General features: G+C 58.0%; 25 protein-coding genes. 8 read left to right on the top strand and 17 right to left on the bottom strand.

Features of this window, described 5'->3' with window-relative positions:
• Nucleotides 1-442, bottom strand: a 442-nt coding sequence (locus ACNAZS_RS09165; protein ID WP_415788417.1) for an alcohol dehydrogenase catalytic domain-containing protein, incomplete at its 3' end; no start/stop codon positions are given.
• Between the two features lie 89 nt (nt 443-531).
• Here ACNAZS_RS09165 and ACNAZS_RS09160 point away from each other — a divergent pair.
• Nucleotides 532-1458, top strand: coding sequence for a LysR family transcriptional regulator (locus ACNAZS_RS09160; RefSeq protein WP_415788415.1), 927 nt, complete (start codon nt 532-534; stop codon nt 1456-1458).
• 65 nt (nt 1459-1523) lie between these two features.
• Here the strand turns inward: ACNAZS_RS09160 and ACNAZS_RS09155 are convergent, their stop codons facing one another.
• Complete coding sequence (locus ACNAZS_RS09155) at nt 1524-2159, bottom strand: LysE family translocator (protein WP_415788413.1); 636 nt, start codon at nt 2157-2159, stop codon at nt 1524-1526.
• 316 nt (nt 2160-2475) lie between these two features.
• Here ACNAZS_RS09155 and ACNAZS_RS09150 point away from each other — a divergent pair, with 316 nt between their 5' ends.
• The gene (locus ACNAZS_RS09150; RefSeq protein ID WP_415788411.1) at nt 2476-2916 is read left to right on the top strand and encodes an SRPBCC family protein; all 441 of its coding nucleotides are present in this window, start codon (nt 2476-2478) and stop codon (nt 2914-2916) included.
• A gap of 85 nt (nt 2917-3001) precedes the next feature.
• The gene (locus tag ACNAZS_RS09145; protein ID WP_415788409.1) at nt 3002-3649 is read left to right on the top strand and encodes a class I SAM-dependent methyltransferase; all 648 of its coding nucleotides are present in this window, start codon (nt 3002-3004) and stop codon (nt 3647-3649) included.
• 57 nt (nt 3650-3706) lie between these two features.
• On the opposite strand, the gene ACNAZS_RS09140 is transcribed toward ACNAZS_RS09145, so the two are convergent.
• The 3 genes from ACNAZS_RS09140 to ACNAZS_RS09130 are packed head-to-tail and all read right to left on the bottom strand — an operon-like array spanning nt 3707 to nt 6367.
• On the bottom strand, nt 3707-4894 hold the full coding sequence (locus ACNAZS_RS09140) for an L-dopachrome tautomerase-related protein (protein ID WP_415788407.1): 1188 nt from the start codon (nt 4892-4894) through the stop codon (nt 3707-3709).
• A complete protein-coding gene (locus ACNAZS_RS09135) occupies nt 4885-5328 on the bottom strand; it encodes a GlcG/HbpS family heme-binding protein (protein ID WP_415788405.1) in 444 nt (147 codons plus the stop codon). The genes ACNAZS_RS09140 and ACNAZS_RS09135 overlap by 10 nt, the downstream gene beginning before the upstream one ends.
• 25 nt (nt 5329-5353) lie before the next feature.
• Entirely contained in the window at nt 5354-6367 is a 1014-nt protein-coding gene (locus tag ACNAZS_RS09130; RefSeq protein ID WP_415788403.1) for a zinc-binding alcohol dehydrogenase family protein, read from the bottom strand.
• A 141-nt stretch (nt 6368-6508) separates the two neighbouring features.
• On the opposite strand from ACNAZS_RS09130, the gene ACNAZS_RS09125 reads away from it, so the two are divergent.
• Nucleotides 6509-7435 (top strand): LysR family transcriptional regulator, encoded by a 927-nt coding sequence (locus tag ACNAZS_RS09125; protein ID WP_415788888.1) that lies wholly within the window; start codon nt 6509-6511, stop codon nt 7433-7435.
• A gap of 122 nt (nt 7436-7557) precedes the next feature.
• Here ACNAZS_RS09125 and ACNAZS_RS09120 read toward each other — a convergent pair whose 3' ends face one another.
• From ACNAZS_RS09120 to ACNAZS_RS09085, 8 genes are all read right to left on the bottom strand, one after another.
• Nucleotides 7558-8268, bottom strand: coding sequence for an alpha/beta fold hydrolase (locus ACNAZS_RS09120; RefSeq protein ID WP_415788402.1), 711 nt, complete (start codon nt 8266-8268; stop codon nt 7558-7560).
• 59 nt (nt 8269-8327) lie between these two features.
• The gene (locus tag ACNAZS_RS09115) at nt 8328-9203 is read right to left on the bottom strand and encodes a DMT family transporter (protein ID WP_415788400.1); all 876 of its coding nucleotides are present in this window, start codon (nt 9201-9203) and stop codon (nt 8328-8330) included.
• 62 nt (nt 9204-9265) lie between these two features.
• Nucleotides 9266-9802 (bottom strand): TetR/AcrR family transcriptional regulator, encoded by a 537-nt coding sequence (locus tag ACNAZS_RS09110; protein ID WP_415788398.1) that lies wholly within the window; start codon nt 9800-9802, stop codon nt 9266-9268.
• Nucleotides 9803-10397: 595 nt separating this feature from the next.
• Nucleotides 10398-11222 carry a polysaccharide deacetylase family protein gene (locus tag ACNAZS_RS09105; RefSeq protein ID WP_415788396.1) on the bottom strand — a complete coding sequence of 275 codons (825 nt, stop codon included), beginning with the start codon at nt 11220-11222 and terminating at the stop codon, nt 10398-10400.
• Nucleotides 11219-12091 carry a polysaccharide deacetylase family protein gene (locus tag ACNAZS_RS09100; protein WP_415788394.1) on the bottom strand — a complete coding sequence of 291 codons (873 nt, stop codon included), beginning with the start codon at nt 12089-12091 and terminating at the stop codon, nt 11219-11221. Before ACNAZS_RS09100 ends, ACNAZS_RS09105 begins: the two co-directional genes overlap by 4 nt.
• Nucleotides 12092-12110: 19 nt before the next feature.
• Complete coding sequence (locus ACNAZS_RS09095) at nt 12111-13223, bottom strand: C45 family autoproteolytic acyltransferase/hydolase (RefSeq protein ID WP_415788392.1); 1113 nt, start codon at nt 13221-13223, stop codon at nt 12111-12113.
• A 32-nt stretch (nt 13224-13255) separates the two neighbouring features.
• Nucleotides 13256-14239 carry a Bug family tripartite tricarboxylate transporter substrate binding protein gene (locus tag ACNAZS_RS09090; RefSeq protein ID WP_415788390.1) on the bottom strand — a complete coding sequence of 328 codons (984 nt, stop codon included), beginning with the start codon at nt 14237-14239 and terminating at the stop codon, nt 13256-13258.
• Between the two features lie 12 nt (nt 14240-14251).
• On the bottom strand, nt 14252-15319 hold the full coding sequence (locus tag ACNAZS_RS09085; protein WP_415788388.1) for a Bug family tripartite tricarboxylate transporter substrate binding protein: 1068 nt from the start codon (nt 15317-15319) through the stop codon (nt 14252-14254).
• Between the two features lie 144 nt (nt 15320-15463).
• On the opposite strand from ACNAZS_RS09085, the gene ACNAZS_RS09080 reads away from it, so the two are divergent.
• Nucleotides 15464-16360 carry a LysR family transcriptional regulator gene (locus ACNAZS_RS09080; RefSeq protein WP_415788386.1) on the top strand — a complete coding sequence of 299 codons (897 nt, stop codon included), beginning with the start codon at nt 15464-15466 and terminating at the stop codon, nt 16358-16360.
• 180 nt (nt 16361-16540) lie between these two features.
• Here ACNAZS_RS09080 and ACNAZS_RS09075 read toward each other — a convergent pair whose 3' ends face one another.
• Nucleotides 16541-16939 (bottom strand): Fur family transcriptional regulator, encoded by a 399-nt coding sequence (locus ACNAZS_RS09075; RefSeq protein ID WP_415788385.1) that lies wholly within the window; start codon nt 16937-16939, stop codon nt 16541-16543.
• A 169-nt stretch (nt 16940-17108) separates the two neighbouring features.
• Between ACNAZS_RS09075 and ACNAZS_RS09070 the strand changes: the two genes are divergently transcribed.
• From ACNAZS_RS09070 to ACNAZS_RS09060, 3 genes are read left to right on the top strand one after another with little or no spacing between them, the layout of a single operon-like run.
• Nucleotides 17109-18089, top strand: coding sequence for a CobW family GTP-binding protein (locus ACNAZS_RS09070; protein WP_415788383.1), 981 nt, complete (start codon nt 17109-17111; stop codon nt 18087-18089).
• A 49-nt stretch (nt 18090-18138) separates the two neighbouring features.
• The gene (locus ACNAZS_RS09065) at nt 18139-20250 is read left to right on the top strand and encodes a TonB-dependent receptor (protein ID WP_415788381.1); all 2112 of its coding nucleotides are present in this window, start codon (nt 18139-18141) and stop codon (nt 20248-20250) included.
• Nucleotides 20251-20256: 6 nt separating this feature from the next.
• A complete protein-coding gene (locus ACNAZS_RS09060) occupies nt 20257-21789 on the top strand; it encodes a PepSY domain-containing protein (RefSeq protein WP_415788380.1) in 1533 nt (510 codons plus the stop codon).
• A 14-nt stretch (nt 21790-21803) separates the two neighbouring features.
• On the opposite strand, the gene ACNAZS_RS09055 is transcribed toward ACNAZS_RS09060, so the two are convergent.
• From ACNAZS_RS09055 to ACNAZS_RS09045, 3 genes are all read right to left on the bottom strand, one after another.
• Complete coding sequence (locus tag ACNAZS_RS09055) at nt 21804-22553, bottom strand: SDR family NAD(P)-dependent oxidoreductase (RefSeq protein ID WP_415788378.1); 750 nt, start codon at nt 22551-22553, stop codon at nt 21804-21806.
• Nucleotides 22554-22657: 104 nt separating this feature from the next.
• The gene (locus ACNAZS_RS09050) at nt 22658-23575 is read right to left on the bottom strand and encodes an MBL fold metallo-hydrolase (protein ID WP_415788376.1); all 918 of its coding nucleotides are present in this window, start codon (nt 23573-23575) and stop codon (nt 22658-22660) included.
• Nucleotides 23576-23664: 89 nt separating this feature from the next.
• Nucleotides 23665-24492 carry an alpha/beta fold hydrolase gene (locus ACNAZS_RS09045; protein WP_415788886.1) on the bottom strand — a complete coding sequence of 276 codons (828 nt, stop codon included), beginning with the start codon at nt 24490-24492 and terminating at the stop codon, nt 23665-23667.
• Between the last annotated feature and the right edge of the window lie 69 nt (nt 24493-24561).

Here is a 24561-nt window from a genome sequence, read left to right as displayed (position 1 = left end):
CCCCCCCACCCTTGGCGATGCGCAAACGGTCAAACAGCAGTTCATAGGCGGTGATGGCGGTCAGTGGCAACGCGACGGCCGCGGCATCGTCCAGCGATTGAGGCGCACGCGCGGCGATGCGTTCGTCCACCACATGCAGTTCGCTGTTCGCACCTGGACGGTTGATGGCACCGGCGTAGTAGACGCGGTCACCGACGTTGAACTGTGACACCTTGTCGCCCACGGCTTCAACAATACCGACAGCGTCCCACCCCAATACCTCAACCTCGCCTTCGGCCGGTTTGCGGGCCCGGCGGATTTTGGTATCGACCGGGTTGACAGAAACAGCGCCAACTCGCACCAGTAAGTCGCGCGGTTTGGGCGTGGGGATAGGCAATTCAACGTCTTCGAGCGCGTCAGCATGGGTGATAGGCAGATTACGGCGGTATCCGATGGCTTTCATGGCAGGTCCGTTATGAAGAGAGTCAATAGGCAGCACTGTACAAATTCAATTTAAAATTGAGAAGATCAAATAAATTGAATGATTTTCAAATGATTATTGAAAATATTGGCGACTTACGCGTCTTGGTACAAACCGCGCGTACCGGTAGCCTCACTGGCGCAGCCGGCGTGCTGGGGATCACGCCGGCGGCAGCCAGCGCTACGCTGAAGCGACTGGAAACCCAACTCGGGGTGCGGCTCTTTGAGCGATCCACACGGGCAATGCGGCTGACGGCCCCTGGCCAGACACTGCTGGACTATGCTCGCCGAGCGCTCGATCTTGTGGCAGAGGGCGAGGCGCAAGCGACGGCAGACCGTGCTGGCTTGGTTGGCCTGATTCGCGTAGCGGCACCCTCTGATCTAGCGCGCTCCACCATGTTGCCCTGGTTCGACGAGTTCATGGAAGCGCACCCGGGGGTGCAACTCGCACTGTCGGTCGGTGACCGTACGCTGGACGTGGTGCGCGATGAGGTGGATCTAGCGATCCGCTATGGCAATCTCGTTGATTCCCGGCTAGTGGCACGCCGCCTGGTGCTCGCCGTGCCAGTGGTTGTAGCGGCGCCCAGCTACTTGGCGCGGCATCCTATTCCACGAACTCCGATGGAACTCACCCAGCACAACTGTCTGGCATACGACCGCGCCGGTAAGCCGCACCGCACGTGGCGTTTTGCGCGCGACGGCCAATGGACGGAGGTGCGCGTGAACGGCGACCGCAGTGTGGACGACGCATCGCTCGCTCGGCAATGGGCCATTGCGGGTGCCGGCATTCTGCTCAAATCGCCTATCGAGCAGCGGCAGGAAATGGCGGACGGCCGACTGGTGCGTTTGCTGACTGAGTGGCAAATCGACAGCTACCCGCTTCACGCACTACTACCCAGCGGACGCTTCGTGCCCGTCCGCGTGCGTGCGCTGGTGAACTTTCTGGCGTCCAAGTTCGAGGGCGTTTCTGACGAATTATCGCGAACGATGAGCCGATAGATAGTGCCGACAGATCCAAGCACCAGGAATGTACGGGAAGACAATTTAACCCCGTCCGGCCGCTATCAGCGACTCGTACCGGAACGCAGCGTCAGCACCAACACGCCGGCGCCGATCAGCGTCAGCCCAGCGCCGGCATTGAGCCTGGCGGCGACGGCGGGACGGGACACCAGCCAGCCCGAGAGCTTGGCCGCGAATGTCCCGACCAACGAGAACACGACGAAGGTCAAGGCGGCGAAGATACCGCCATAGACCAGCATCTGAATCTGGACTGACCCGCGGGCGCTGTCAGCGAACTGCGGCAGAAAGGCCAGAACGAACAGTCCGGGCTTCGGGTTGAGAACGTTGGAGAAGAATCCGACCGCCAGGACCTTACGCAAAGGCAGGTGATCGGCCTTGCGGATCGTGATGAGATTTTTGGCGCGCAATGCCTTCACGCCTAGATAGATCAGATAGGCGCCGCCGGCAAGCTTGATCGTCCAGAACAACATTTCCGAGGTCTGCATCAGCAGCGACAGACCGAAGGTGGCTGCCAGCGTGTGCACCATGATGCCCCCGGCCGCACCGAAAGACGAGACGGCGGCGGCCGCACTGCCCTGACTCAGGCCGCGGCTCAACGCCAAGATGTTGTCCGGACCGGGCGAGACCACGATGATTCCACAGGCAAACAGGTAAGTAATGAGAACTTCCATCGGGAACATCGCAATCTCCTGGTATTGAGTCGCGGGGCCGGTGTCCGGCTCGCGGCCTTGCCCGCGCCGCCAATGATACCCGAGCCATGGCCACCGACCAGGCGATGACCCAACGTCGTAACGCCTCCCGGACTGCAGCCGACTGCTCTGGCACAAGGGCGTGCCCTGCGCACTCGATCACGTCTACCCGGACTCTTTCGCCTAAAGTATCGCGCAATAGTGGCCCGATACGAATCAAGGCAAATTGAAAAGCAAAAAACGGATTTCTCGAAAGGCGCGGGACGCCTCATCGTCGAGGTGTTCCTAACGATCCGGAGAAACATCAATGGCAAAGGCTTACTACAGTACCGTACTCGATCACTCTGCCGACGAAGTCTGGTCTGTCATTCGACCGTTCGACCATTACGGCTGGGCCGGCGTACCAAGCGAGACGACCATCGAAGACGGAAGGAAAGGCGATCAAGTAGGCAGCATTCGACGTGTCGTCACCCACGACAGCACCATCCGACAAATCTTGCTCGCCCATTCCGATACGGAGCGCTCCTACAGTTATGCCTTCTGCAGCCAGCCACCGATGCCTGCCCGCAATTATTCGGCGACGATCCGGGTAACTCCTGTCACCGATAGTCAAAAGGCATTCGTTGAATGGTGGGCGACATTCGACTGCGCAACCGAGGATTACGACAAGCTCATCAACCATTTCGAAAACAAAGGCTTCGCAATCTGGCTCGGCGCGCTTCGCCAGTTTATGAAAAAGGCGGGATAGTGGAGCTGCGCGGTGATCCAACCAACCTCGCCTAGCCAGTCGTGCAACAATTGCCTCACGTCCCCTTTCTACCGTGAGGCCCCGCATGCCCCTGAGTGCCGAAGAGCTGAACCGAATCTCACAACAGACACTGCGCCATTACGAAGATCGCGCCGAGGAATTCCGCGCCGGCACGCTCGATCATGACGTCAGCCAGAACATCGCTGCACTGCTGGACAATATCCAGGGCCCGCCACCGTATCGCATCCTGGATTTCGGCTGTGGCCCGGGACGGGACCTGCGCGCCTTCGCGGCGCGCGGCCATCATGCCATCGGACTGGAGGGCGCAAGCCGGTTCGCAGAGATGGCGAGAGAGGCTTCAGGCTGCGAGGTATGGCATCAGGACTTTCTGGCGCTGAATCTACCGACCGCCACCTTCGACGGCATCTACGCCAACGCATCGCTGTTTCATGTGCCTAGCCAGGAGCTGCCGCGCGTGCTCGCCGATCTGCGTGCCGCTCTGAGAACGGGCGGCGTCCTGTTCACTTCCAACCCTCGCGGCGCCAACGAGGAAGGCTGGAATCGCGGCCGCTACGGTGCATATCACGACATCGACATGTGGCGCCGCTATGTGGAACACGCCGGCTTCACTGAAATCACGCACTACTACCGCCCCGCCGGTTTGCCCAGGGACCAACAACCATGGCTGGCAAGCGTGTGGCGCGCCGCGCCTTCGACCGGGACCGCGCCGTAAATTTCTGCTGCCTGCGTAACCTGCTCGAATGCCTGAAAAGCCCCCTCACACACCAACTCAGGTTGGAGCTGGCGCGGCGTCGATTTTCACGCGCAGCAGGCTGTAGGGTTTGTCGCGCAGATCCTTGCCATCATGGAATCCTGCCTGACGTTGGAGTTGGTTGGCGATGAAGTACAGGTAACCGTCAGGCCCGATCGACAGTGTGTCTGGCCACAAAATCCGGGGATCGTGGACGATGGTCTGCCAGCTGCCATCAGCCAATCGCTTGCGGATGCTGTTATGTTCGTAATCACCAGCGTATACGGCACCGTTGGCGTCAGCTTCAAGGCCATCGGAGGCACCTTTTTCACCCAGATCTTTCACCGCGGCCGCCAGTTGGGCCTCGCTGACGTTCGGATCCCGCAGCAGCGCGGTAGGCACGGCGTACAGATGGCGGCTGGACAAAGGGCAGAAATACAATGTCTTACCATCGGCAGACAGCGCAATGCCATCGGATGCCACGGTCAGTGTCTTCGGTTTGCCGTCCGGGCCCTTGGTGATGAGTGCCTGCTGCCCCTCCACCACAGGGATGAAATTCGGATCCGGAGAGGTCGATTTGTCACCATTCAGGCGCCGTACGGCTTTGCCGCTGGCGATGTCCATCACGATGATGGCGCCAGGGCCGGAGATGGATGAGTCAGTGACATATACCACGCCTTCCTTGCCGATGCGGAAATCAAAGCGCATGTCATTCACATAGGTGCTAGCCAGCATTATGCTAGCCGGGAATACTAGGGTTTTGACGACCTTATTGCTGGCCAGATCCACCGCCACCAGTTTCGCGCCGCCTGCCTTCGGGGCCGCAAAACCGGGGGCTGCGGTATCTAGCAGCCAGACGCGGCCCTTGCCATCGGCAACCACGCTCTGCACGCTGATCAGGCCTTTGGCGGGATCTTTGGTATCTTCGCGGTTGAACGCGGCATCGGGGTAAGGAAAGACCTGACCCTCACGGATTTCGCCGACGGTGAACGCCACATCGTCTCCCCATTTCGGGTAGTTGACAAAGATGCGTCCGTTATCGGTAACGGTGACACCGGTGGGCATCGCGTCATGGAAGGCGAACACTTGGTCGAGCTGCCCAATGGTTTTATCTGCCGGAGCATTTGCAGGCAATGATGTGAATTCGGTGGCGAAGCTGGCCTGGCTTGCTGCTGCAACCGAAATGACGAGTGTAGATGCGAAAAAACGAGACGACTTCATGGACATGAGTGGGCTCCTGACAGAAAACCGGCGTTACGCAAAGCCTCCTCGGCAGCCTCGTGGTCCTGGACAGAGGTTCCGCCAGAGATACCGATGCCACCCACGAGGCGCCCTTCATGAATGATGGGCACGCCACCGCCCACCGGTGTCATGCGCGGATGATGGGCCAGCCCCGCCACGGTGGGGTCCGCCATGTACTGGTTCCATTGATGCGTAGTCATGCCAAACGAGGCAGCCGTCCAGGCCTTGTCAGTGGCAACACCGACGGTGAGAAAAGGCGCCGTATCTGCGCGCTCAAAAGCACGCAGGTGACCCCCTGCATCGGTGATGGCGATGGTCGCAGCGAATCCCCGTGCGGCACAGGCGCGGCGCGCTTCTGCCAGCAATGCTTGTGCGGCATCCAGGCGGATCGTTGCCGTATCGATAATTTTCTGAGTCATATGCGTGCTTCTTTTCCAGTCAGTTTCAGGAGTTGGCAATCACGACTTTGCCGATCATGTTTCCGGCCTCGACCAGGGCATGCGCTTGTATCAGGCTCGCCGCGTTGATACCGTCGATACGCTGAGTCAGGGTGTGCTTGATGTCTCCCCGATCAACCAATTCGGCCACGCGGCGCAACAAGGCATGTTGGCGACTGATGGTGGCGGTGGTGAACATGGCTCGGGTGAACATCAGCTCCCAGTGGATTGAAATAGACTTGCCTTTGAATGGTCCGATATCCAGATCCACCGGGTCGTCGATGAGCGCGAACTGGCCCTCGGGACGCAGCACGGCTGCGATCTGCGGAACATAGGCGGCGCTTTGATTGAGACCGACGACATGAGTGACGTGCTGGATGCCGAGCTCGGCCAATTGCGGCGCCCAGGGCTGGCGGTGATCAATCACGTGATGCGCGCCATGCTCTACAACCCACTGACGCGTCTCTGCTCGCGAAGCGGTGCCGATAACGGTCATGCCCGTCAGCGTGCGCGCCAATTGGGTCAGGATGGAGCCGACGCCGCCTGCCGCGCCGATGATCAGCAGTACATTGTTGTCGGTCGGGTCGGCCGCCTGGACACGCAGACGGTCGAACAACAACTCCCAGGCGGTGATGGCCGTCAGCGGCAGCGATGCAGCTTCGGCGAAATCTAGCGAGGTTGGCATTGGTCCGACGATGCGCTCGTCCACGGCCTGTAGTTCGCTATTGCTGCCCGGCCGCGTGATGTCACCGGCGTACCACACGCGATCACCTTGCTTGAAGCGCGTCGTCCGCGCTCCTGTGGCACGAACGATGCCTGCGGCGTCCCAGCCGAGGATGCGAGATCCACTCGCAGGAATGTCGCCACCGAGTCGGACCTTGGTATCAACCGGGTTGACCGATACCGCTTTGACTTCGATCAGCAGGTCGTAGTCACGCAGTTCGGGGGTGGGCACCTCGATGTCTTGCAGGGCCTGCGGGTTGCTGATGGGGTGGTTTTGAGAAAAGCCGATGGCCTTCATGAGAAAACTCCTTTGAAAATGGACGATGACCAGATCCCGGAAGGCCATTGGCTGTTGGGGATGAAAGAGCCTCATGCTAACTTTCTTCAATTTGCGGATAAACTGGATGAAAACCAAAACACTTTCTTTGATTCGATGAAAATCATTCGACTTGATGACGTTCAGATCTTTGTGAGCACGGCAGACGCCGGCAGTTTCTCGGAAGCAGCACGTCAGCTGAACATCGCGCCAGGGCTGGCGAGCGCTTCTGTGCAACGGCTCGAGAAGGCCCTGGATACCCGTTTGTTCACGCGCTCGACCCGCAGCATGCAACTGTCAGAGGCCGGCGAGCGCTACCTGCCGCACGCGCGGATCATGTTGGGCGCGCGCGAGCAAGGCGAACAGGCCTTGGCTGACGGCCGATCGGCATTGACCGGCCCGCTGAGGCTATCGATGCCCTCCGACTTTGGACGCAACGTACTGCTGCCGTGGTTGGACGACTTCCAACGCCAGCACCCAGGTCTGTCGCTACACCTGAAAATAAGCGACCGCGCCGCCGACCTTATCCGCCAGCCGCTGGATGCCGTCGTACGCTACGGCACGTTGCCCGATTCATCGCTTCTGGCCCTGGCTCTGGCCGGCGACAACCGGCGTGCGTTGTGCGCCTCACCGGCCTACATCGAGCGACACGGCGCACCGGCCAAGCCCGACGACCTGCGGCGGCACAACTGCCTTCGGTACGTATGGAGCGAACAGGTCCACGAGCGCTGGCGCTTCACCTTGCCCGGCGGCGAGCGCACCGTGGCGGTCACGGGCAACCGCATCAGCGACGATGCCGATGCGGTGCGCCGCTGGGCCATTGCCGGGGAAGGCCTGGTCTACAAATCGCGACTGGACCTCATCGACGATCTGAAGGCGGGGCGGCTGGTGGAGTTGTTCCCCCCAGCGCATTGCGAGCCCGCGCCGTTGCACCTGATCTGCGCCCACCGTTCACAGCTGACGACCGCAATCAACCAATTGCATAGTTTCGTGCGAGAACGTTGCGCCGCCTTGCTGGCCAGCCATCCGCCACGAGACGACATTGGATGAATTAACCAAGCCGCACGGTGTGTACCCGAAGCAGATCACCGATTGGAAGCCTATTGCCAGAGCGAGTGACGGGTATGTTCAACGCAGACACAACCTACCGAAGGTTCACAACCAGTGCAACATCATTCTGGCGCTTCGGCCAATAGCAATGCCGCCAAATCTGCCGGCCGATCCAGCATGATGGAGTGCCCACATGGGATCTCATGGACGATCCACCGGGGATCGGATTTCAAGCGGGCATGTGTTTGCACAAACCAATCCCCACCGTTCTTTGTTGCGAACACGTAAGTCCGATTGGCAACCGGCGCTGAATCCACCCCTGCTTTCACCCCTTGCACGAAGGTAGCCAGCGGCTGCGACACCGACATTGAGTCGACCCTGACCGCGTCTGCTTCATTCACGTTAAATACCGCAGCGGGAATCGGGGGGATCATTCCGCCATTCCGATTTGCCTGCGCGAAGAAAGCCAGCGCTGTTTGGTCACCTGTGATATCGACGAGGGACTGTCCATCTGCTGGCGCATAGGCATCTAGATAGAAGAGCGTGCGGATGCGCTCTCCAATCTCATGCGCCACGCCAGTGATAACCAGTCCACCGTACGAATGACCACATAATATGGCGTCGGAAAGATCCTCGTATTTGAATACGTTCACAATGTCCTGAATATGCGTGTCCAGATTGATCGCCCGATCGGCTAAGTGAGCCCGCTCTCCCAGACCCGTCAGCGTAGGCGTGTAGACATCGTGTCCCGCTTCGCGAAGCTTTCGGGCGACCCTTGCGTAAACCCACCCGCCTTGAAAGGCGCCGTGAACTAGAACGAATTTCGCCATCATTGATTCCTTTGATTGGCATTAAACATGCGGTGGTGGCATCTAGCCTTGTTCACCGCGCCTTATCCCATAGCTCGTATGTGCTTTCGAAGGGATATTGGCCACTGACTGAGTGCGACACCCGAAACACAAATAACTGCGCCCAAGATCAGCATCGGGGTGATTGGCTCATGCCTGAAAGCAACACCAGCGCCAATGGCGAAGAAAGATTGAAGTAAGGCATAGGGCGCGACTTGAGCCATTGAGAACCGAGCAATCAACCAAAACCATGTGATGAATGCCACGATGCCGCCGAGCATGACGGTGAAGGCAAAAGCCAGCCACTCTGAGCTAGATGCGCTTTGCAAAGCTTGCATCTGACCGCTCTCCACGATCAGCGACAGTCCCAGAAGCTGGAACGCTGTGAAAAATGACATCCAGGCAAAAAGCCTCACTGGATCGAACGGGCCGAATTTCTTAGCAAGCACATTTCCAATCGCCAATCCAATCGCGGAGACAACGATAAAGAACATCGGAATAGCCGGAACGTTCAAGCCGGGATCGACAACGGCAAATGCGACACCACACAGTGCAATACCGACGCCGAGCATCACGCGAGCAGAAGGTCTCTCGCCCAGCATGGGCCAAGCAAGCATCAGTGTGAAAGGGGTCCAAAGCTGATTGGCAATTCCGGCGATGCCCGCCGGTGCTTGGGTCAACCCGATGAAGGCACCAGCGAAGTTCACGCCTCCCATGAAAAGAGAGATCAAGAAGACGACCCCAATATCCTGCCTTCGAATACGCCCAATAAAAGGGATGAGAATCGCCGCGATTACAGCGAATCGCAGGCCAGCGAAAAGCAGCGGTGGCAGCACCGTGAGCCCGGCTTTGATGACCACATATTGGAGGCCCCACAGCAGCGGTACAAGCAAAGCTGCCGCGATATGAATAGCATTCATTTATAAACCATTCGGTCTAAAATTAATCAAAAATAAACGCCTCGCGCCTTAATCTTCGGTGATCAGGCTACGAGGCTGCTAATAAGCATTTGTACGGCCGCCCTGGCTCTTTGCGGCTCGGCCTTGATCTTGCGAACAACACGTAAGCCCTCGAGGAAGCAAACCAGCATGTGAGCTGTCGCGGTCGGGTCGACATTCTTGGCCAAACTGCCCTCTTCTTTCGCACGCGCCAAGGCCTTGATCAAACGCGCCTCCATCGCTTTAAAAAAATGGGCAATCCGCTGCGAAATTTCCTGATCCCAAGCCGCGAGCTCCATAGCAGTAGCCACCACTAAGCAGCCGCGCTGTCCAGCAGCGCCGTCGGTACGCGCGACATAGCCGTCCATGCATTCCTTGAGTCCCTCGAGGGCATTGCGGCCAGAAGCAAGCTCTTCGTCCAGTCGCTCGAGCGCTTGACTGATGTAGCGATCGAGGGCCAGAAGGAAGAGCCCGTGCTTGTCACCAAAGGCTGCGTACAGGCTACCTCGGGAAAGCTTCGTCGCCCCCATGAGATCCGGCAGAGATGTGCCTTGATAGCCCTTCGTCCAGAAGATCTGCATTGCTCGTTCGATCGCCTGGTCAGGGTTAAATTCGCGGGGGCGCCCTCTCTGTCGGTCAGATAAATTGTTTGTGCTGAGCATTGGCAAATTATAGATCGTTTAGTCCAGAAATGTAAAACAAAAGATATGACGAAAAATATGAACCACATTCAGGACAGACCCTTATGTCAACTCGGCTTGCGATCCCTAATGAGTCACTGCGTCTAGAAGCGCCGCTCGCGTTAGGTACTATCGTCCCAATACTCGGTGCCTTCTACTTCGGCTCAGTTTGGCTTAAGCGAAAGGCGAATCCTAAGGGCTATCCCCTCCGTGAAGACTTCCAGCCGTCTCAATTGCAATCACTCAAGGCATTTCTGAAAACAGCCATTACCGGAACGAGGTATGAGGTTTCTAACTCTCGCTATGACTACGGAAGAATCAGACCAAGATCTAGTGGACGGATCGACGAGGCCGATAATGTGGAATTGCCATAGGCCCACAAAGATTTCCAAACACTGACCGCATGACAGGTATTCCACTCATCATCCTCGGGTTCTTGCTGGCGGGAAGTCCAGATTTCCTCCAAAAGCTAGACCGATCCTCGAGGACCATACCACTATATCTGCGGCGCCCTACGTGTAGGGAACGCCTCGGTGTCAGTGCGAGCTTCCCTCCATGCATCAGCCAGATCCGCAGCACGATAAAACTCAACATCAGGACGACTTGCCATTGTCCGGATGAAATCGCCCACTATCTGCACGCGCGGTAACCGGGATGAGCCGACATCACCGCGAGTGTGCAAGGTAAGGTTGATATATCCGCCCGCGTTGTATTGGGCATCGGCCTCCTCTACCCAGGCTTTACGGACTCGAGCATCGGTGTGGCGGTGCGTATAGAAAGTGGCATCGGTCAAATAATCGAACACCGGCAATTCAACCAATGTTGACCCCGAAAGCCCACGCATGACATAAGGCACGTCGTCGTCTTGGGCACTGCTGTCGTACAGATAGCCCAAATCCGCCAATGCGGGAAGCGTTTTCTCAGTCACCAAACCATTAGCCGCGCGCCACCCCACGGGCCGGTGGCCCGTTATCTGCTGCAGCATGTCCCGGTCTTGCTCCAGTGACTCGAGGAACGACGCTCCCCCCACTTCCGCCTGTACTTTGCCGCGTACCGCAATTTCGTGACCCTGCTTGAGGACTGCATCAACGATGTGCAAGTGCCGCTGTGCGTCTTCGGGGACCATGAAAAAGGTGACGTGAACTCCCGCATGCGAAAACTCATCGAGCATGCGCCAGACTCCTTCTCGAGCACCGTAGCGTCCATAAGAATGACGTCCGAAAAGCCCACCTTTCCCTGCATTCGCCGCATCCAGGGATTCCGTATCCACGTTGACGCCGATCACTACGGGGCAACGCGCCAATTTAGCTTGCAAACTCATATCCGAACCTCGTCAAAACAATGGGGCGTCTGGTTGATATGCTCATACAGGTCAATCAACCGGGTGAAGTGGACGTCGCGATGTCGCTGAATATGGCGCAAGGTTTCCTCAATGGCGTTCGTACGGCTCGGCGTGCCCGAGCCCCAACCCGATCGAGGATGTACCGTCAACATAAAGAACCCGCCTTCCGAATAGCGCAAGTCGAACTCACGCTTCCATTGATCAATGACCTCGGAGACAGGCGTCATCGAAAAATTGAAGAAAGGAAAGTCATCAAGGCTATAGGTGTTGTTAGGAATCTCGACCATGGATTGTTCGCCACCGATATCGAGCATATAGGGCGAATCGGCATCCTTGTCACTGCTGTCGTAGCAATAGCCCAGGCTTTTCAGCGTAGGAAGCGTGACGCCGGTTTTCTGTCCCGACGGTGAACGCCAACCGCGCGGTGATACGCCAAGCAGGTCGCTCAGGATCGTGTGCGTAAGTGTCAGACGACGAACTTCTTCCTCGGGCTCGAGCAACATCCCTTCGTGCACATAGCCATGCGCACCGATTTCATGACCCGCCTGTGCGATGCTTCGAACGGCTTCCGGAGAGCATTCTGCATCGTAGCCTGGCACGAAAAACGTCGCGGGTATGGCGAGCCGTTCGAGCATATCAAGATGGCGCGCAATACCGCGCCGAGCAGAGTAGCGTCCAGCGGAGTGGGCGCCAAAAGGCTCCAGCCCCTTGCCTACCTCATTACCGGTTCCATCGAAATCCACGGTGAACGCCACCACGCACCGCGCATTTTCTGGCCAGGCGGACGCTTGCAGACTGTCCGAACCCACATGGGGACTACGGGTTACCTTGGGATAAGCTAAAGGCATGATGCTCCTCGTGATCAGGTTAATCGCTGAAACCATACGACGTGAACGTGGGATCCAGGGCGGGAAGCGCGGCAATCTCCATCGCCCGGTCAACCGGTCGCATCACCACCGTTGCCACAGTAGCGCTCAGATTGCTGGCAAGATTCAGGCGCGGAGGCCGGCAAACCGCCCACGGCGTCGCGAAATCGTCGAGCAAGGCTGCCTTCACCCTCGCCACGTCGATCTGGCCCAGATGCGGCTCCAGAAGTGAACGCACCCGCAGGTCGCGATATAAGGAGTCTGGTGTCGTGGCAATGCCAACATCCTTGAACTTGCCCAAGGCAACCTGGCTCTGCCAGTGATTTGCATGCACGATCAGACCGCGCTGCGCATACGTCACGAATGTCTCGTCAGGCGCACACTCGAAATTGATGGCAATCCCCCCTTCGTGACCCAATATTATGTTGTTCGATCCTGATTTCGGCGTTAGATAGGTGGCATGGATAGCGAGTGCGTAATGCTCATTCTCCAGAATTCTGCGACGAATCAGAGGTAGCGGCACACCCACCTTCTGGTAGTCGATGCTTGACTCCAAATAATTGGCCGTCAGCGATATTCCTGCACTGTTGAGGCCCGAGCGCGCCAGCGCCCCAGCTTCGGTGAATGTCAGGATGTCGGGCCCGTCGTCCCTGCGTATGCGCAAGACGACGGCCGTCTCGGCACACTCCATTTTCCAGTCCCAATTCTGGGCATGAATAATCTGCCCGTCGGCCGACGCTTCGGGCAGTACAACCAGACCTGTGCAACCATCCAGGTCGCCTGCGCCGATCAGAGATTCGCGCAGGGCCGGATAGGTCGCAAGTTTCAGGATTTCCGTTCTGGCGTTAAGCAGCACCACGTCTTCGAACGAAATGTCGGCACCTGTTGCGATGCCTCTAAGTTCAATGACATGGTTGGCATCGAACTTTTCCATGACGGGCAAGTAATCACGAACAATGGACTCAAGGACAGCGCGTGTCAGGCAGAGGCGTTCGAGCTGGCCCGTGTAGTGTTCTATACCTTTATAGATGCGGTCGGCGGCTTGCTTGCCATATTGCTTGCCGCGTTGTTCGGGTGAGCCTGAAATTTCAATGAGGGGGAAGGGAGTCGTCATTCTTTCGTCTGTCTATGTCGTATTCGGTTTGGTTAAATCAGTCCTGCATTCTTGAGCAGATCGCCAGATTCTTTATAAGCGGCATGCGCATAGGCCTCGAATGCCGCAGGATTTCGATACCATTCCGGCTGATTCAGAGTATTGAGTACGGCGATGATTTCCGGCTCCTGCATCGCCCGGTGAAAACCCTCGTGCAAGCGTTGCACGATATCGGTGGGCAATCCGACTGGACCTGCAAGACCCAATGGGGAACTGAGAACCACGTCGTATCCCTGCTCCCGCGCAGTGGGCACGTCAGGCCATGCCTTGAATCGCGTCTCCCCCAATGCGCTCAGCAGACGTAGCTGGCCACTCCTGATGTAGGGGACGTATGTCCCAACAGAATCGATGACCGCGTCGACATGTCCGCCAATCAACGCCACTGCCATGTCGGCGCCGCTCTTGTATGGGATATGCTGAAACGCAACGCCGTACTTCTTCTGGATCGACACCATGGTAATGGGCACAGACGTTGTGGGGTCGCCCGCCGCATACTGGATGGAGCCAGGTTTTTCCTTGCCGATTGCCATGAACTGCGCAAAAGACTTGATTGGCGAGTCCGCACGCACAACAGCGCAGAACTCAAGGCTCGTCATGCCGATGATGTACGAAAAGTCAGTCAATGGCGAAAAGGCCATTTTCGGTTCGAGCCACGGCGCACGAAACGCCGAGCTCGAGAGCATACCCAGGGTATAACCGTCGGGGCGCACCTTGGATAGTATGGCGGCAGACAAGGCCCCGCCCGCGCCGGGCTTGTTGTCGATGACGATGCTCTGGCCAAAATGCCGGGATGCTGTTTGGGACAGTACGCGCATGTACTGATCAACAGATCCGCCGGCACCAAAGGGACAGATCAAGGTGATGGGTTGCGAGGGAAAGCTTTGTGCGCGCACATTTAGCGGGCAGAGGCCCAACAGCGCAGGTACCCCAAGTGCCTTGATCAGGCTGCGACGAGATCGCGAGTGTTCCATTGTCATGAGGCGCTATCCTCAGCTTGCCGGCTTGATATTGCCGGCTTTTACAATGCGAGCGGACTGGGCCGCTGTGTCTGCGATGAACTTGGCCATCTGCGCCGGCGTTGTGTATTCCGTTTCCAACCCCGCCGCCTTCAGATTGTCGAATATCGGCGAGGCCAAGACGGACTTGAGTGCTTGGCTTATCTCGTCAATGGCCATTGGTGGCGTACCCGCCGGTGCCATGATCCCGCCCCAGCCGATGGATACCACCTGCGGATAGCCACTTTCTGAAATGGTGGGCGTGTCGGGTAATACATGTGAGCGCACGCTACCAGTGGTCGCCAGCGGAATCACTCGCCCCGCCTTGATGTGAGGCAATTGGTTAATGACCGTATCCATCAGGATAGGATATTGCCCACCCAGAAAGTCGGTGACTGCGGCAGCGCCGCTGCCGTAGGGAACGCCTGGCAAGTCCAGATCCGCCTCGCTCTTGAGAAACTCCATGGCCAAGTTACTGGAGCTGCCCGTCAGCGTGATGCCATAAAAATACTTACCCGGATTGGCACGAACAAGGGCGATAAAGTCCTTGAAATTTTGAGCCTCGAAATCGGGGCGCACAACCAGGACATTGTTGTACTTACAGACCAGCGATATCGGCTCAAAATCTTTCTGCGGGTCGTAGGGCAAATCGTCATACAGGAATTGATTCACAGTATGGGTGCCGGTGATCCCAAAGAATAGGTTGTAGCCATTAGGCTTGGCACGGGCGGCCGCCTGGGCGGCAATGATCCCTGCGGCGCCGGGCAAATTCTTGACTACCACTCGGTTCTTCAGTTGCTGCGCGATGCCGGTTGCAGCGAGTCGCGCGACGACATCGGTGCCTGCCCCGGGGCCACCGGGCACGATTAATTCGATGGGCGTGTTATCACGATAAAAGGGCTGACTCTGCGCCCTCAGCGGGCTCATGACGCCAAGACTACCCAACGCGGTAGCACCTAAGCCGGTCAGAATCATTCGCCGCCGACGCAAAATAGGCTCGCCTGTTTCGTCTCGGTGAACCAACCGAGTCTTGCTTGAAGAAGTATCAGTAGGCTTTTTCAAATCGCTCTCCCCTCGTTACGCACCCAAACTGGGATGTCTCGTGTTGTTGACCATTCTGTGACAACTTAATAAAACAGTAAACCTAGAATAAATTTCAATACAATCAAGAAAAACTTTATTGATAAGTCGGCATGGAGGCATGTGTTGAGCAATATTCGCTTTTTCCGTACATTCGTTGAAGTGGCCCGGCACGGCTCTTTCGTCGCCGCCTCCGAGCAGGTTTCCCTGACGCCCACCGCCGTTGGCCTGCAAATCCAGGCACTGGAGGCTTATCTCGGATACTCCGTGGTGGATAGGATAGGAAAAGGCATTTCCTTGAACCAACGTGGGCACCGTTTGCTGCCCTTGGCTGTTCAGATGCTGAAACTGTGCGATCAAATGCAGCTTGCGGATCCGGATCAAAGCAATTTATCCGGGTCACTCAAAGTTGCCTCGATCGCCACGTCCATGGGATTGGTAGTGCGATCAGTGCTTAAGATGCGCGCGCGCCATCCAAACGTGCTCGTGCAACCCGGCGTGAGCTATTCAGGTGACTTGCCCACGCGCGTGAAAGAGGGCGAATTGGACGCCGCCCTGTCAGTCAAGAGTGCCCATAAAACACCGGCCGGAGTGCTCTGGACTCACTTATACCGTGAACCCCTGGTCTTTATTGTCAGCGCGCGTGCGGACAAGGCGCTGGATGTCCGTGCACTCCTGGCCGAAAAATTATTCTTGCGCGTGTCGCTGGCGTCCACCACGGGAGTACTCATCGATCGATTCATGAGGCGACAACACCTGAAGATGAACAATTTCCTGGAAATGAACGCAATGCGAACCATCGTCGATCTCGTGCGCGACGACTTAGGCGTAACGATACTTCCCTTATTTCCAGGCTCGGACTGGGAAAAAGACAAAGGGCTGCGGATCATTCCTTTTGACGATGAACTCGCTTGCCGCAATATCGGTCTATTTGAAAACGAAAGCCGAAGCTTTCTGACAAGCGTGCTGCGCCACCATTTGACCGAAGAACTGAAGGAAGCACCGGGTATTGTGGGTCGATGAAATGTAGAAAGAACTCTTGGCCGATCAAGATCAAACCGGCCGCCGCAAGACCTCGTAGAGCGAAAAGCATCACTAACCTTACGGCGATATTATTTAAATAATCGAATGTTATAGAGCACCCTTGACTGTGTGGACATGCCAGACGGGGGGCTGTCCTACTCTGCGACAGTGATCCGAGATTCAATCCGGCGAACACTGCGCGCAAGTGCCACGCATTTCAATCGTTGCAGACCTCAACTTGAATGCGTGGTCTTTTGACCAAGATTGCAGCCGCTTCTCTATCGCTAGATCGGTCATCTCTTCTGCTTGTCCGCAATGGGTACAGATGGCAAAGGCCGCCAAACCATGAGCGTGGGGATGAGGATGCGAGCAGGCGACGAAAGCATTCAGGCTATCCAGCTTATGGACGAGACCCAATTCCATCAATTTGTCGAGTGCCCGATACACCTGTTGGGGGGCCCGCAGACCTTGCTCGCGCAATTGGTCCAATAGGCCATAGGCGCTCGTTGGCACTTTGACGCGCAATAGCGTTTTTAGTACGAGCGTTTGATGATTGGTCAGCTGAGGTGGCGATGTCATAGACGCACTCTAGCGCAGCCAAATGATCAAATCCAGTACGTTATGTTATAACATAACGTACCATACCATGGCGATAGCGGCTGCGCTCAGAGCTCCGACTACCGCGATCATGTGCGCGCTGCGGTCTATTGCGCACATCCCGTATCTCTTAACCTATTGAGGCCCGACCATGGCGAAAATTCCAGTCACCATCCTTACCGGCTTTCTCGGCAGCGGCAAAACCACCTTGCTCAACCGTATTCTGCAGGAGAACCACGGCCACCGAATCGCCGTCATCGAGAATGAATTTGGCGAGACAGGAATCGACAATGATCTGCTCGTCCAGGAAGCGGACGAGCAGATCATCGAGATGAATAATGGCTGCATTTGTTGCACTGTGCGCGGCGACCTGATTCGTATCCTGGGGGACTTGGCTAGACGCCAGGCGGCGGGCGAGGCAAGGTTCGAACGCGTCATCATCGAAACGACGGGTTTGGCCGACCCCGCGCCGGTCGCGCAGACATTCTTCGTGGACGATGAGATCGCCGATGCGTATTTGCTCGACGCTATTGTTACGGTCGTCGACGCCAAGCACGCTCCCCAGCAACTTGACGAGCACCACGAAGCGCAGGAACAGGTCGGCTTTGCTGACCGAATCCTGTTGTCCAAGACTGACCTCGTTCAACCCAACGAAGCGCAAGAGCTAGAGCAGCGGCTGCGGCGCATGAACCCACGGGCACCGATCTCGCGTGTCAACTTCGGCGAGACCGCGATTGCCGAAATCCTGGACATCCGGGGCTTCAATCTGAATGCCATCCTGGAAATCGAGCCGACCTTTCTGACCGATACAGACCATGAACACGATGACGATGTCGGCAGCTTCGTCTTCCATTCCAAGACGCCCTTCGATCCGGTATTGCTGGAAGATTTCTTCGGTGGCCTCGTTCAGGTCTACGGAAATGATCTGCTGCGCTACAAGGGCGTGCTATCGGTAAAGGGCGCGAACCGGCGCATGGTGCTGCAGGGCGTGCACATGATGGTGGGCTCGGAGCCCGGGACCCCGTGGAAGGCGGACGAGCCGCGCGAAAGCCGAATCGTTTTCATCGGCCGCCGACTACCCCGTGACGTATTCGAACATGGCCTGACGCAGGCCCTGGCGTCCTCTCACTAAAGTCGGACACGGCCCCTTCCATAGCCGTGACAAACAACAAGACATCGTTATGCGAATTATCGGTATCGCTGCGTTGCTCGGCGGCAGTGCAGCTCTGGCTCAGGAAGTCACAGCGCCGGCAGCAACGCTGGCACCGGTCGAAGTCCACGGCGTCTACACCACGCCGGGCAGTTCACTAGGATTGGATATCCCGCAGCAGGTAGGATCCAGGTTGGGCCTATCGCCGATGGAAACACCCGCCAGCATCAGTGTCATGAACAGCGAAGAAATGGCCGATCGCGGCCTCACCCGCGCACAGGATGCCGCAATCCGCATGCCAGGCATCACGGAAGCCCCCTCCCCAGGCAATGGGGGAACATCTTTGGTGGCCCGAGGCTTTGTTGGGCATAGCTCGGTCGCACAGCTCGTTGACGGGACGCGCCAGGTAGTCGCCGCTGGAACGGTCACCTACCCCTTTTCCACTTGGCCCCTTGAATCCGTGGAAGTCCTGCGGGGCCCGGCGTCGGTACTGTACGGAGACGGGGCGATCGGCGCGGCCGTGAACTACGTCACCAAAAAGCCGATCTGGGATGAAACGCAACGCGAGGCATTCTTGGGCGTGGGCTCGTATGGCGTGGTGCAAGGTGGCGTCGGTCTGCGCGGGCCTGTCAATGATGTCGTCGCGTATTCCATTTATGTCGATGGGGAGCGCAGCGACGGCTACCGCGCGCTAGAGGACGTCCAGCGACGCAACTATGCATTGGCGCTTTCAGTCAAGCCGACGTCACGATTGACAGCGACCTTCTCGTTGGATGGCGGCGTCAACGACGATGCGCGCTACTTCGGCACACCCCTGCGCGATGGCAAGCTCGATGACAGCCTCAAACGCATCAATTACAACGTCTCCGATGCCGCGGTGCGTTACGACGACCGCCTTTGGCGTGCCAAGGTGGAGTATGAGATCAGCCCCGATGTGCAGTTGCGCAATGAGACCTACTATCTGACGTCCAAACGCCACTGGCGCAATGCAGAGTCCTATGGCTTCGATACCACTGGCAATTCGATCATTCGCGAGGACTATCTGGAGATCCGTCACGACCAGGAACAGACGGGTAATCGGTTCGATATGACGCTCGATGGCCAGATCGGCGGGATGCGCAATCGGCTGGTCGCCGGCGTCGACTGGTATCGCACCACCTTGCTGCATTCGAACAATTCTCCGTATGGAGGCAGCAGCACCGTCGACCCCTATGACTTCGACCGCGGAGAGTTCGACAGCCCAGATCCGACCACACGCGGGCGCCGCGCCAAACTGCAGACGACTGCGCTTTTCATCGAAAACGCGCTCGATGTAACGCCAGAATGGAAGCTGGTCGGCGGCCTGCGCCACGAGCACATGCGGCTCGACGACAACAATCTGCGTACGGGTGTGCGGCAAAGCAAATCCTATGATCCCACTACGGGCCGGATCGGCGTAGTGTGGGCGCCAAAAGAGACACTGTCCTTCTACGGACAGTATTCCACGGGCACTGATCCGTTGAGCGGCGCGCTCTCCTTGCCTGGTGGCGGAACAGATCTCGATCTTACCCGCGGCCATCAGGTCGAAGCGGGTGTCAAAGGCCTCGTGCCGTCGATTCGCGGCGAATGGACCGCGTCGGTCTACCGCATCGAAAAGCGCAACCTGCTCTCTCGCGATCCGGATGATCCCACGATCACGCAACAGGTGGGCCGCCAGTCCTCCACGGGTATCGAACTGGCGTTCGCGGCAGAACCAATCTCAGGTTGGACCATCGACGCCAACATCGCGCTGCTGCGCGCCCGCTACGACGACTTCAGCGAAGTGGATTCGGGAGCATCGATATCGCGCAGCGGCAACGTGCCCACGGGCGTACCCGAACGCATGGCCAATCTTTGGACGACATGGAGATTTGCGCCACAGTGGAAGATCGGCACGGGCGTGCGCTACGTCGGCGAGCGGCCGACCAATGCGGCCAATTCGCGATGGCTGCCGAGCTATACCGTCGTGGATGCGGCGCTGACCTACGAACACTCGCCCAAGCTGAGCTTCATGCTGGCGATCAAAAACCTGACCGATCGCGACTACGCCGTGTCGGGCTCCGACTCCACCTGGCTGCTCGGCGCGCCACGGACTGTCTTGCTGACTACACGCGCTACATTCTAGGCAGTCATGGCTCAATCCAGGTTCAAGGCTACGCTCATTTGGCTGCACAAATGGATAGGGGTCGTTCTGGTCCTGTTCTTTACGATGTGGTTTGCCAGCGGCATCGTGCTCTATTTCGTGCCCTTTCCCGCACTGACCGAGACAGAGCGGCTCGCCGAACTCCCCGTGATCGAAGCCGGCAGCGATTGCTGCCTGAACGCGGAGGAGGCGGCGCGCCTAGCGGGTCTGCAGATAGGCGCAGCCAGGCTGGGCATGCATGCCGACAGTCCCGTCTGGCGGGTGCTCACCACATCACGTGACACATCCTCCAGGCAATCAGATCATTGGCAAATGCTGGATGCCCGCACGGGTGCATTGCTACCCGCCATGGATGCTGCCCAAGCTGCGGCAGTTGCAGAAGCGTTCAGCGAACGACACGCATATGCTGTTGAACCCGTGGAGCGCGATCAATGGACGGTCCCGCAGGGTCTCGACCCATATCGGCCGCTATACAAAGTGAGCATGGGCGCCGGCGCGCAAGGTGATGATGGCTTGGAACTTTACGTTTCAGCCCAGGCTGCAGAAGTCGTGCGCGACACCCGGCGCGCCGAACGCTTCTGGAACTGGCTCGGCGCCGTCCCGCATTGGATCTATCCCACGGTACTGCGGCAATTTCCGCGTGCCTGGCACCATGTGGTGGTATGGCTTTCCGTTCCCGGCGTAGTGCTCGCGGTCAGCGGCCTGGCACTTGGCGCGTGGCAGTTATTTCTGAATCGGTCGCGCTGGATTCCCTACCGAAAGTTCTGGATGCGTTGGCATCATATCCTGGGACTGGCAGCGGCCGTTTTCACATTGACGTGGATTTTTTCCGGCTTGCTGTCCATGAACCCGTTCGGCGTATTCAGTCCAGGCAGGCCCAATAATGCCGAGCTGCAGAACTGGCATGGAACCATCAAGGGGCCGACGCTACCGGTGCGTGATGCACTACAGTTGACCAAACGGGACGGCGACAACGTCCGTGAAGTACGCCTGATCAGCGTCGATGGCGAGTCCTGGTACTTGATGCGCAGTGCTAATCATCAGCGACTGGTGCACGCCGATCGAAGGTTATTACCGGTCTCATTCGAACGCCTGCCCGACGAGTTGATAATCGGTGCTCTGGTCCGATTGCGAGATTCAGAGCCTACGCAATTGGACTATCTGCAGGCCTATGATTCGCAGTATTACTCCCGCTACCCGCTTTCCCCAGATAACCGCTGGCAGCGGCCGTTGCCGGTATGGCGCGCGGCGTGGGAGGACGGAACAACGATCTATGCGGATCCTGGCAGCGGCCGGCTTCTGTTGCGGGTAGACGACTCCGGTCGATGGCAGCGCATCCTCTACCATGGATTACATAGTCTGGATTTCTCCATACTGATGCAGCGGCCGCGATTACGGGATGCACTCGTCATCGGCTTATCCCTACTCGGGCTCGTCATGTGCGTCACCGCTTGTGTGCTGGCATGGCGATCGGTGTTCCCGAACAAGCGCAGGCGCACGCCTGCGCGTGACGATGACTAAGTTTCTTCACCCCGTCAAGTCAGCGCGATGCCTCCGTCGACACGCAGGACGACACCTGTAATGAACTGACTTTCATCTGACGCCAGGAACAGCGCAGCACTGGCCAGCTCGTCCGATTTCGCCAGCCGACCAAGCGGAATTGCCGACGCCATGCCCTGCTCGAACGCCGCTCGGTCTGATTTAGCGACGCCCAATTTTTCGAGAATGGGCGTGTCGGTGGGTCCGGGGCTCAGTACATTGACGCGGATCTTGCTGGCTTTGAACTCCAACGCCCAGGCGCGTGCAAAGGCCTCGATGGCGGCTTTAGAGCCGGCATAGACCGCATGATTTTCCAGCACTTTCGCACTCGCAATGGAACTCGTCAGGATAATCGAGCCACCTGCGCGCATCAACGGCAACGCCTTGGTGACGCCGAAGAACACCGCGCGCGTGTTGATGTCAAACTGGCTGTCGTAGCTGTCGACGGTCACCGCCGACGAAGGCTCGATGTTGTTCATGCCAGCATTGGCCATGTAGATATCGATGGCGCCAAACCGTTCGCCGACCTCGGCCATCATGCGATCGTGCGTCGACAGGTCGGCGACGTCGCCGACCACACCGAACGCGGTGGGTCCCAGTTGTGCCACCGCATCGTCGACGGCCTGTTGTCGCCGTCCAAGGATCGCGACACGCGCGCCTTCGGCAACAAAGGCCTGGGCAGAGGCCAGGCCAATGCCACTATTACCGCCGGTGATCACTGCGGTTTTTCCCGAGAGTTTTTTCATGGTTATTCCTTGATTGACATGGACGATGGACACGGCACCCTGCGAATGTGCGTCCCAGGATGCCGCGTGGCCATCACAATGAAGTCGTATGGAAGGCGGCGGAATCAGTAATCCCAGATGATGGGAACCCAACGAAAGGCTTTTCCATCGACCGCTACCCGACCAAGAGACGGAAACGGCAAATGCGCGGCCACCAACAGCCCACCGTTCTGAGCCAATTCTTGGAAAAGGCCGATACGAACGCGTGCCGACTCTTCGGGATCATGCTCGAAGCCGTTGTGCCAATCCGGGTGATCGAACCCGACCGGAAACATCGCGTCGCCCGCAAAGGTCAACCGTTCGCCGCCAGACACCAAGTCGACAATGCTGTGCCCTGGTGTATGGCCGCCGGTGACACGGACGAACACGCCCGGCGCGACTTCATGCTTGTCTTGAAAAATGTGCAGCCGGTCGCGGTATTCGTTGTAGAAACTCGTGGCAGTTGTCCTGAGCACGGCCGGCACGGGCTTGGGCATGACGGTGTGAGAGAAATCGGGCGACGTCCAGAACTCGACTTCGGCCGCCGACACATGGATGCGCACATCTGGGCGCAAGCGCTTCTTGACGTCGTCAACGAGTAGCCCGCCCACGTGGTCCATGTGCATATGGGTGATGATCACATCGGTCACGGATTCCAGAGCGATGCCCGCGGATTCCAATCGCTGAGGAAATTGTCCAGCACGCGGGAAACCCGGAAATTGCCCGCCCAGTCCGGCATCGATGAGAATGGTCTGGTCTGCGCTACGGGCCACCATCACATTCAACGGCCAGTCGAACGCGTCTGGCGGCATGAACATGTGATCTAGCCAATTCGCCAGGTCGACCGGATCCACATTGGTGGCCATCGTCGCCGTTGGCAGCGGCAAGACGCCATCGCTGACGACCATCGCGTCAATGTCACCAATCCTCAATGCATAACGGGAGGGAACCAGATCGACGGGTGTGACGCTAGTGGATTGCAAGGTGTTGTCTACGGAAAGCATGATGAAATCTCCTAAAGGACACTGGACCGCCGGCCACGATGTGCCGGCGGTGACGGCAAACGTTCGTTCGAGCGCTGGACCTGGCGTTATCAGTTGCGCAGGAAAGCCAACAAATCGGCGTTAATGCGGTCCTGCAGGGTCGAGGTGAGACCATGCGGTGCGCCGGGGTAATAGATCGCCTGGGCGTTCTTCACCAGTCGCACGGCCTTTTTCGCTGAATCGTGAATAGGCACGATCTGATCGTCCTCGCCGTGCATGAACAGTGTCGGCACGTCGATCCTCTTCAGGTCTTCGGTGAAATCGGTCTCGGAAAAAGCCTTGACGCATTCATAGGCGTTCTTCTGGCCGCTTTGCATACTCCACAGCCAGAACTGATCCAACAGTCCTTGCGAGACCTTGGCGCCATCGCGATTGGCGCCATAGAACGGAATGGCCAGCTCTTTGTAGAACTGCGAGCGATCGCCGGCCACGCCCTTGCGGATGCCGTCGAAAACCTCTATCGGCAGGCCTTCGGGATTGCTAGCCGACTTGAGCATCACCGGCGGCACTGCGCCGATCAGCACCGCTTTAGCCACGCGCTTGGTACCGTGGCGGCCAATGTAGCGCGCGACTTCGCCGCCACCGGTCGAGTGTCCAACCATCGTGATGTCCTTCAAGTCGAGCGACTCGATCAACTGCGCCAAGTCGTCGGCGTAGCCGTTCATGTCATTGCCAGACGAGGGCTGACTCGAGCGGCCATGTCCGCGTCGGTCATGCGCAATAACGCGAAAGCCGTTCTGCGCGAGGAAGTGCATTTGTCCGTCCCAGGCATCGGCGTTCAGCGGCCAGCCGTGCGAAAAGGTGACGACAGGGCCCTTGCCCCAGTCCTTGTAGTAGATCTGCGTACCGTCCTGCATGGTGATCGTATTGCTGGTCATGGTCGAACTCCCGTTAGGTTCAGGTTGGCGTTGCGAGGCTGCTTCGACGCGGCCGGCGAAGACACCGGC

The sequence above is a fragment of the Bordetella tumulicola genome (genome assembly GCF_965138755.1).
Classification (GTDB): Bacteria; Pseudomonadota; Gammaproteobacteria; order Burkholderiales; family Burkholderiaceae_B; genus Bordetella_A; species Bordetella_A tumulicola.
This window is presented reverse-complemented; position numbering and strand designations above follow the sequence as displayed.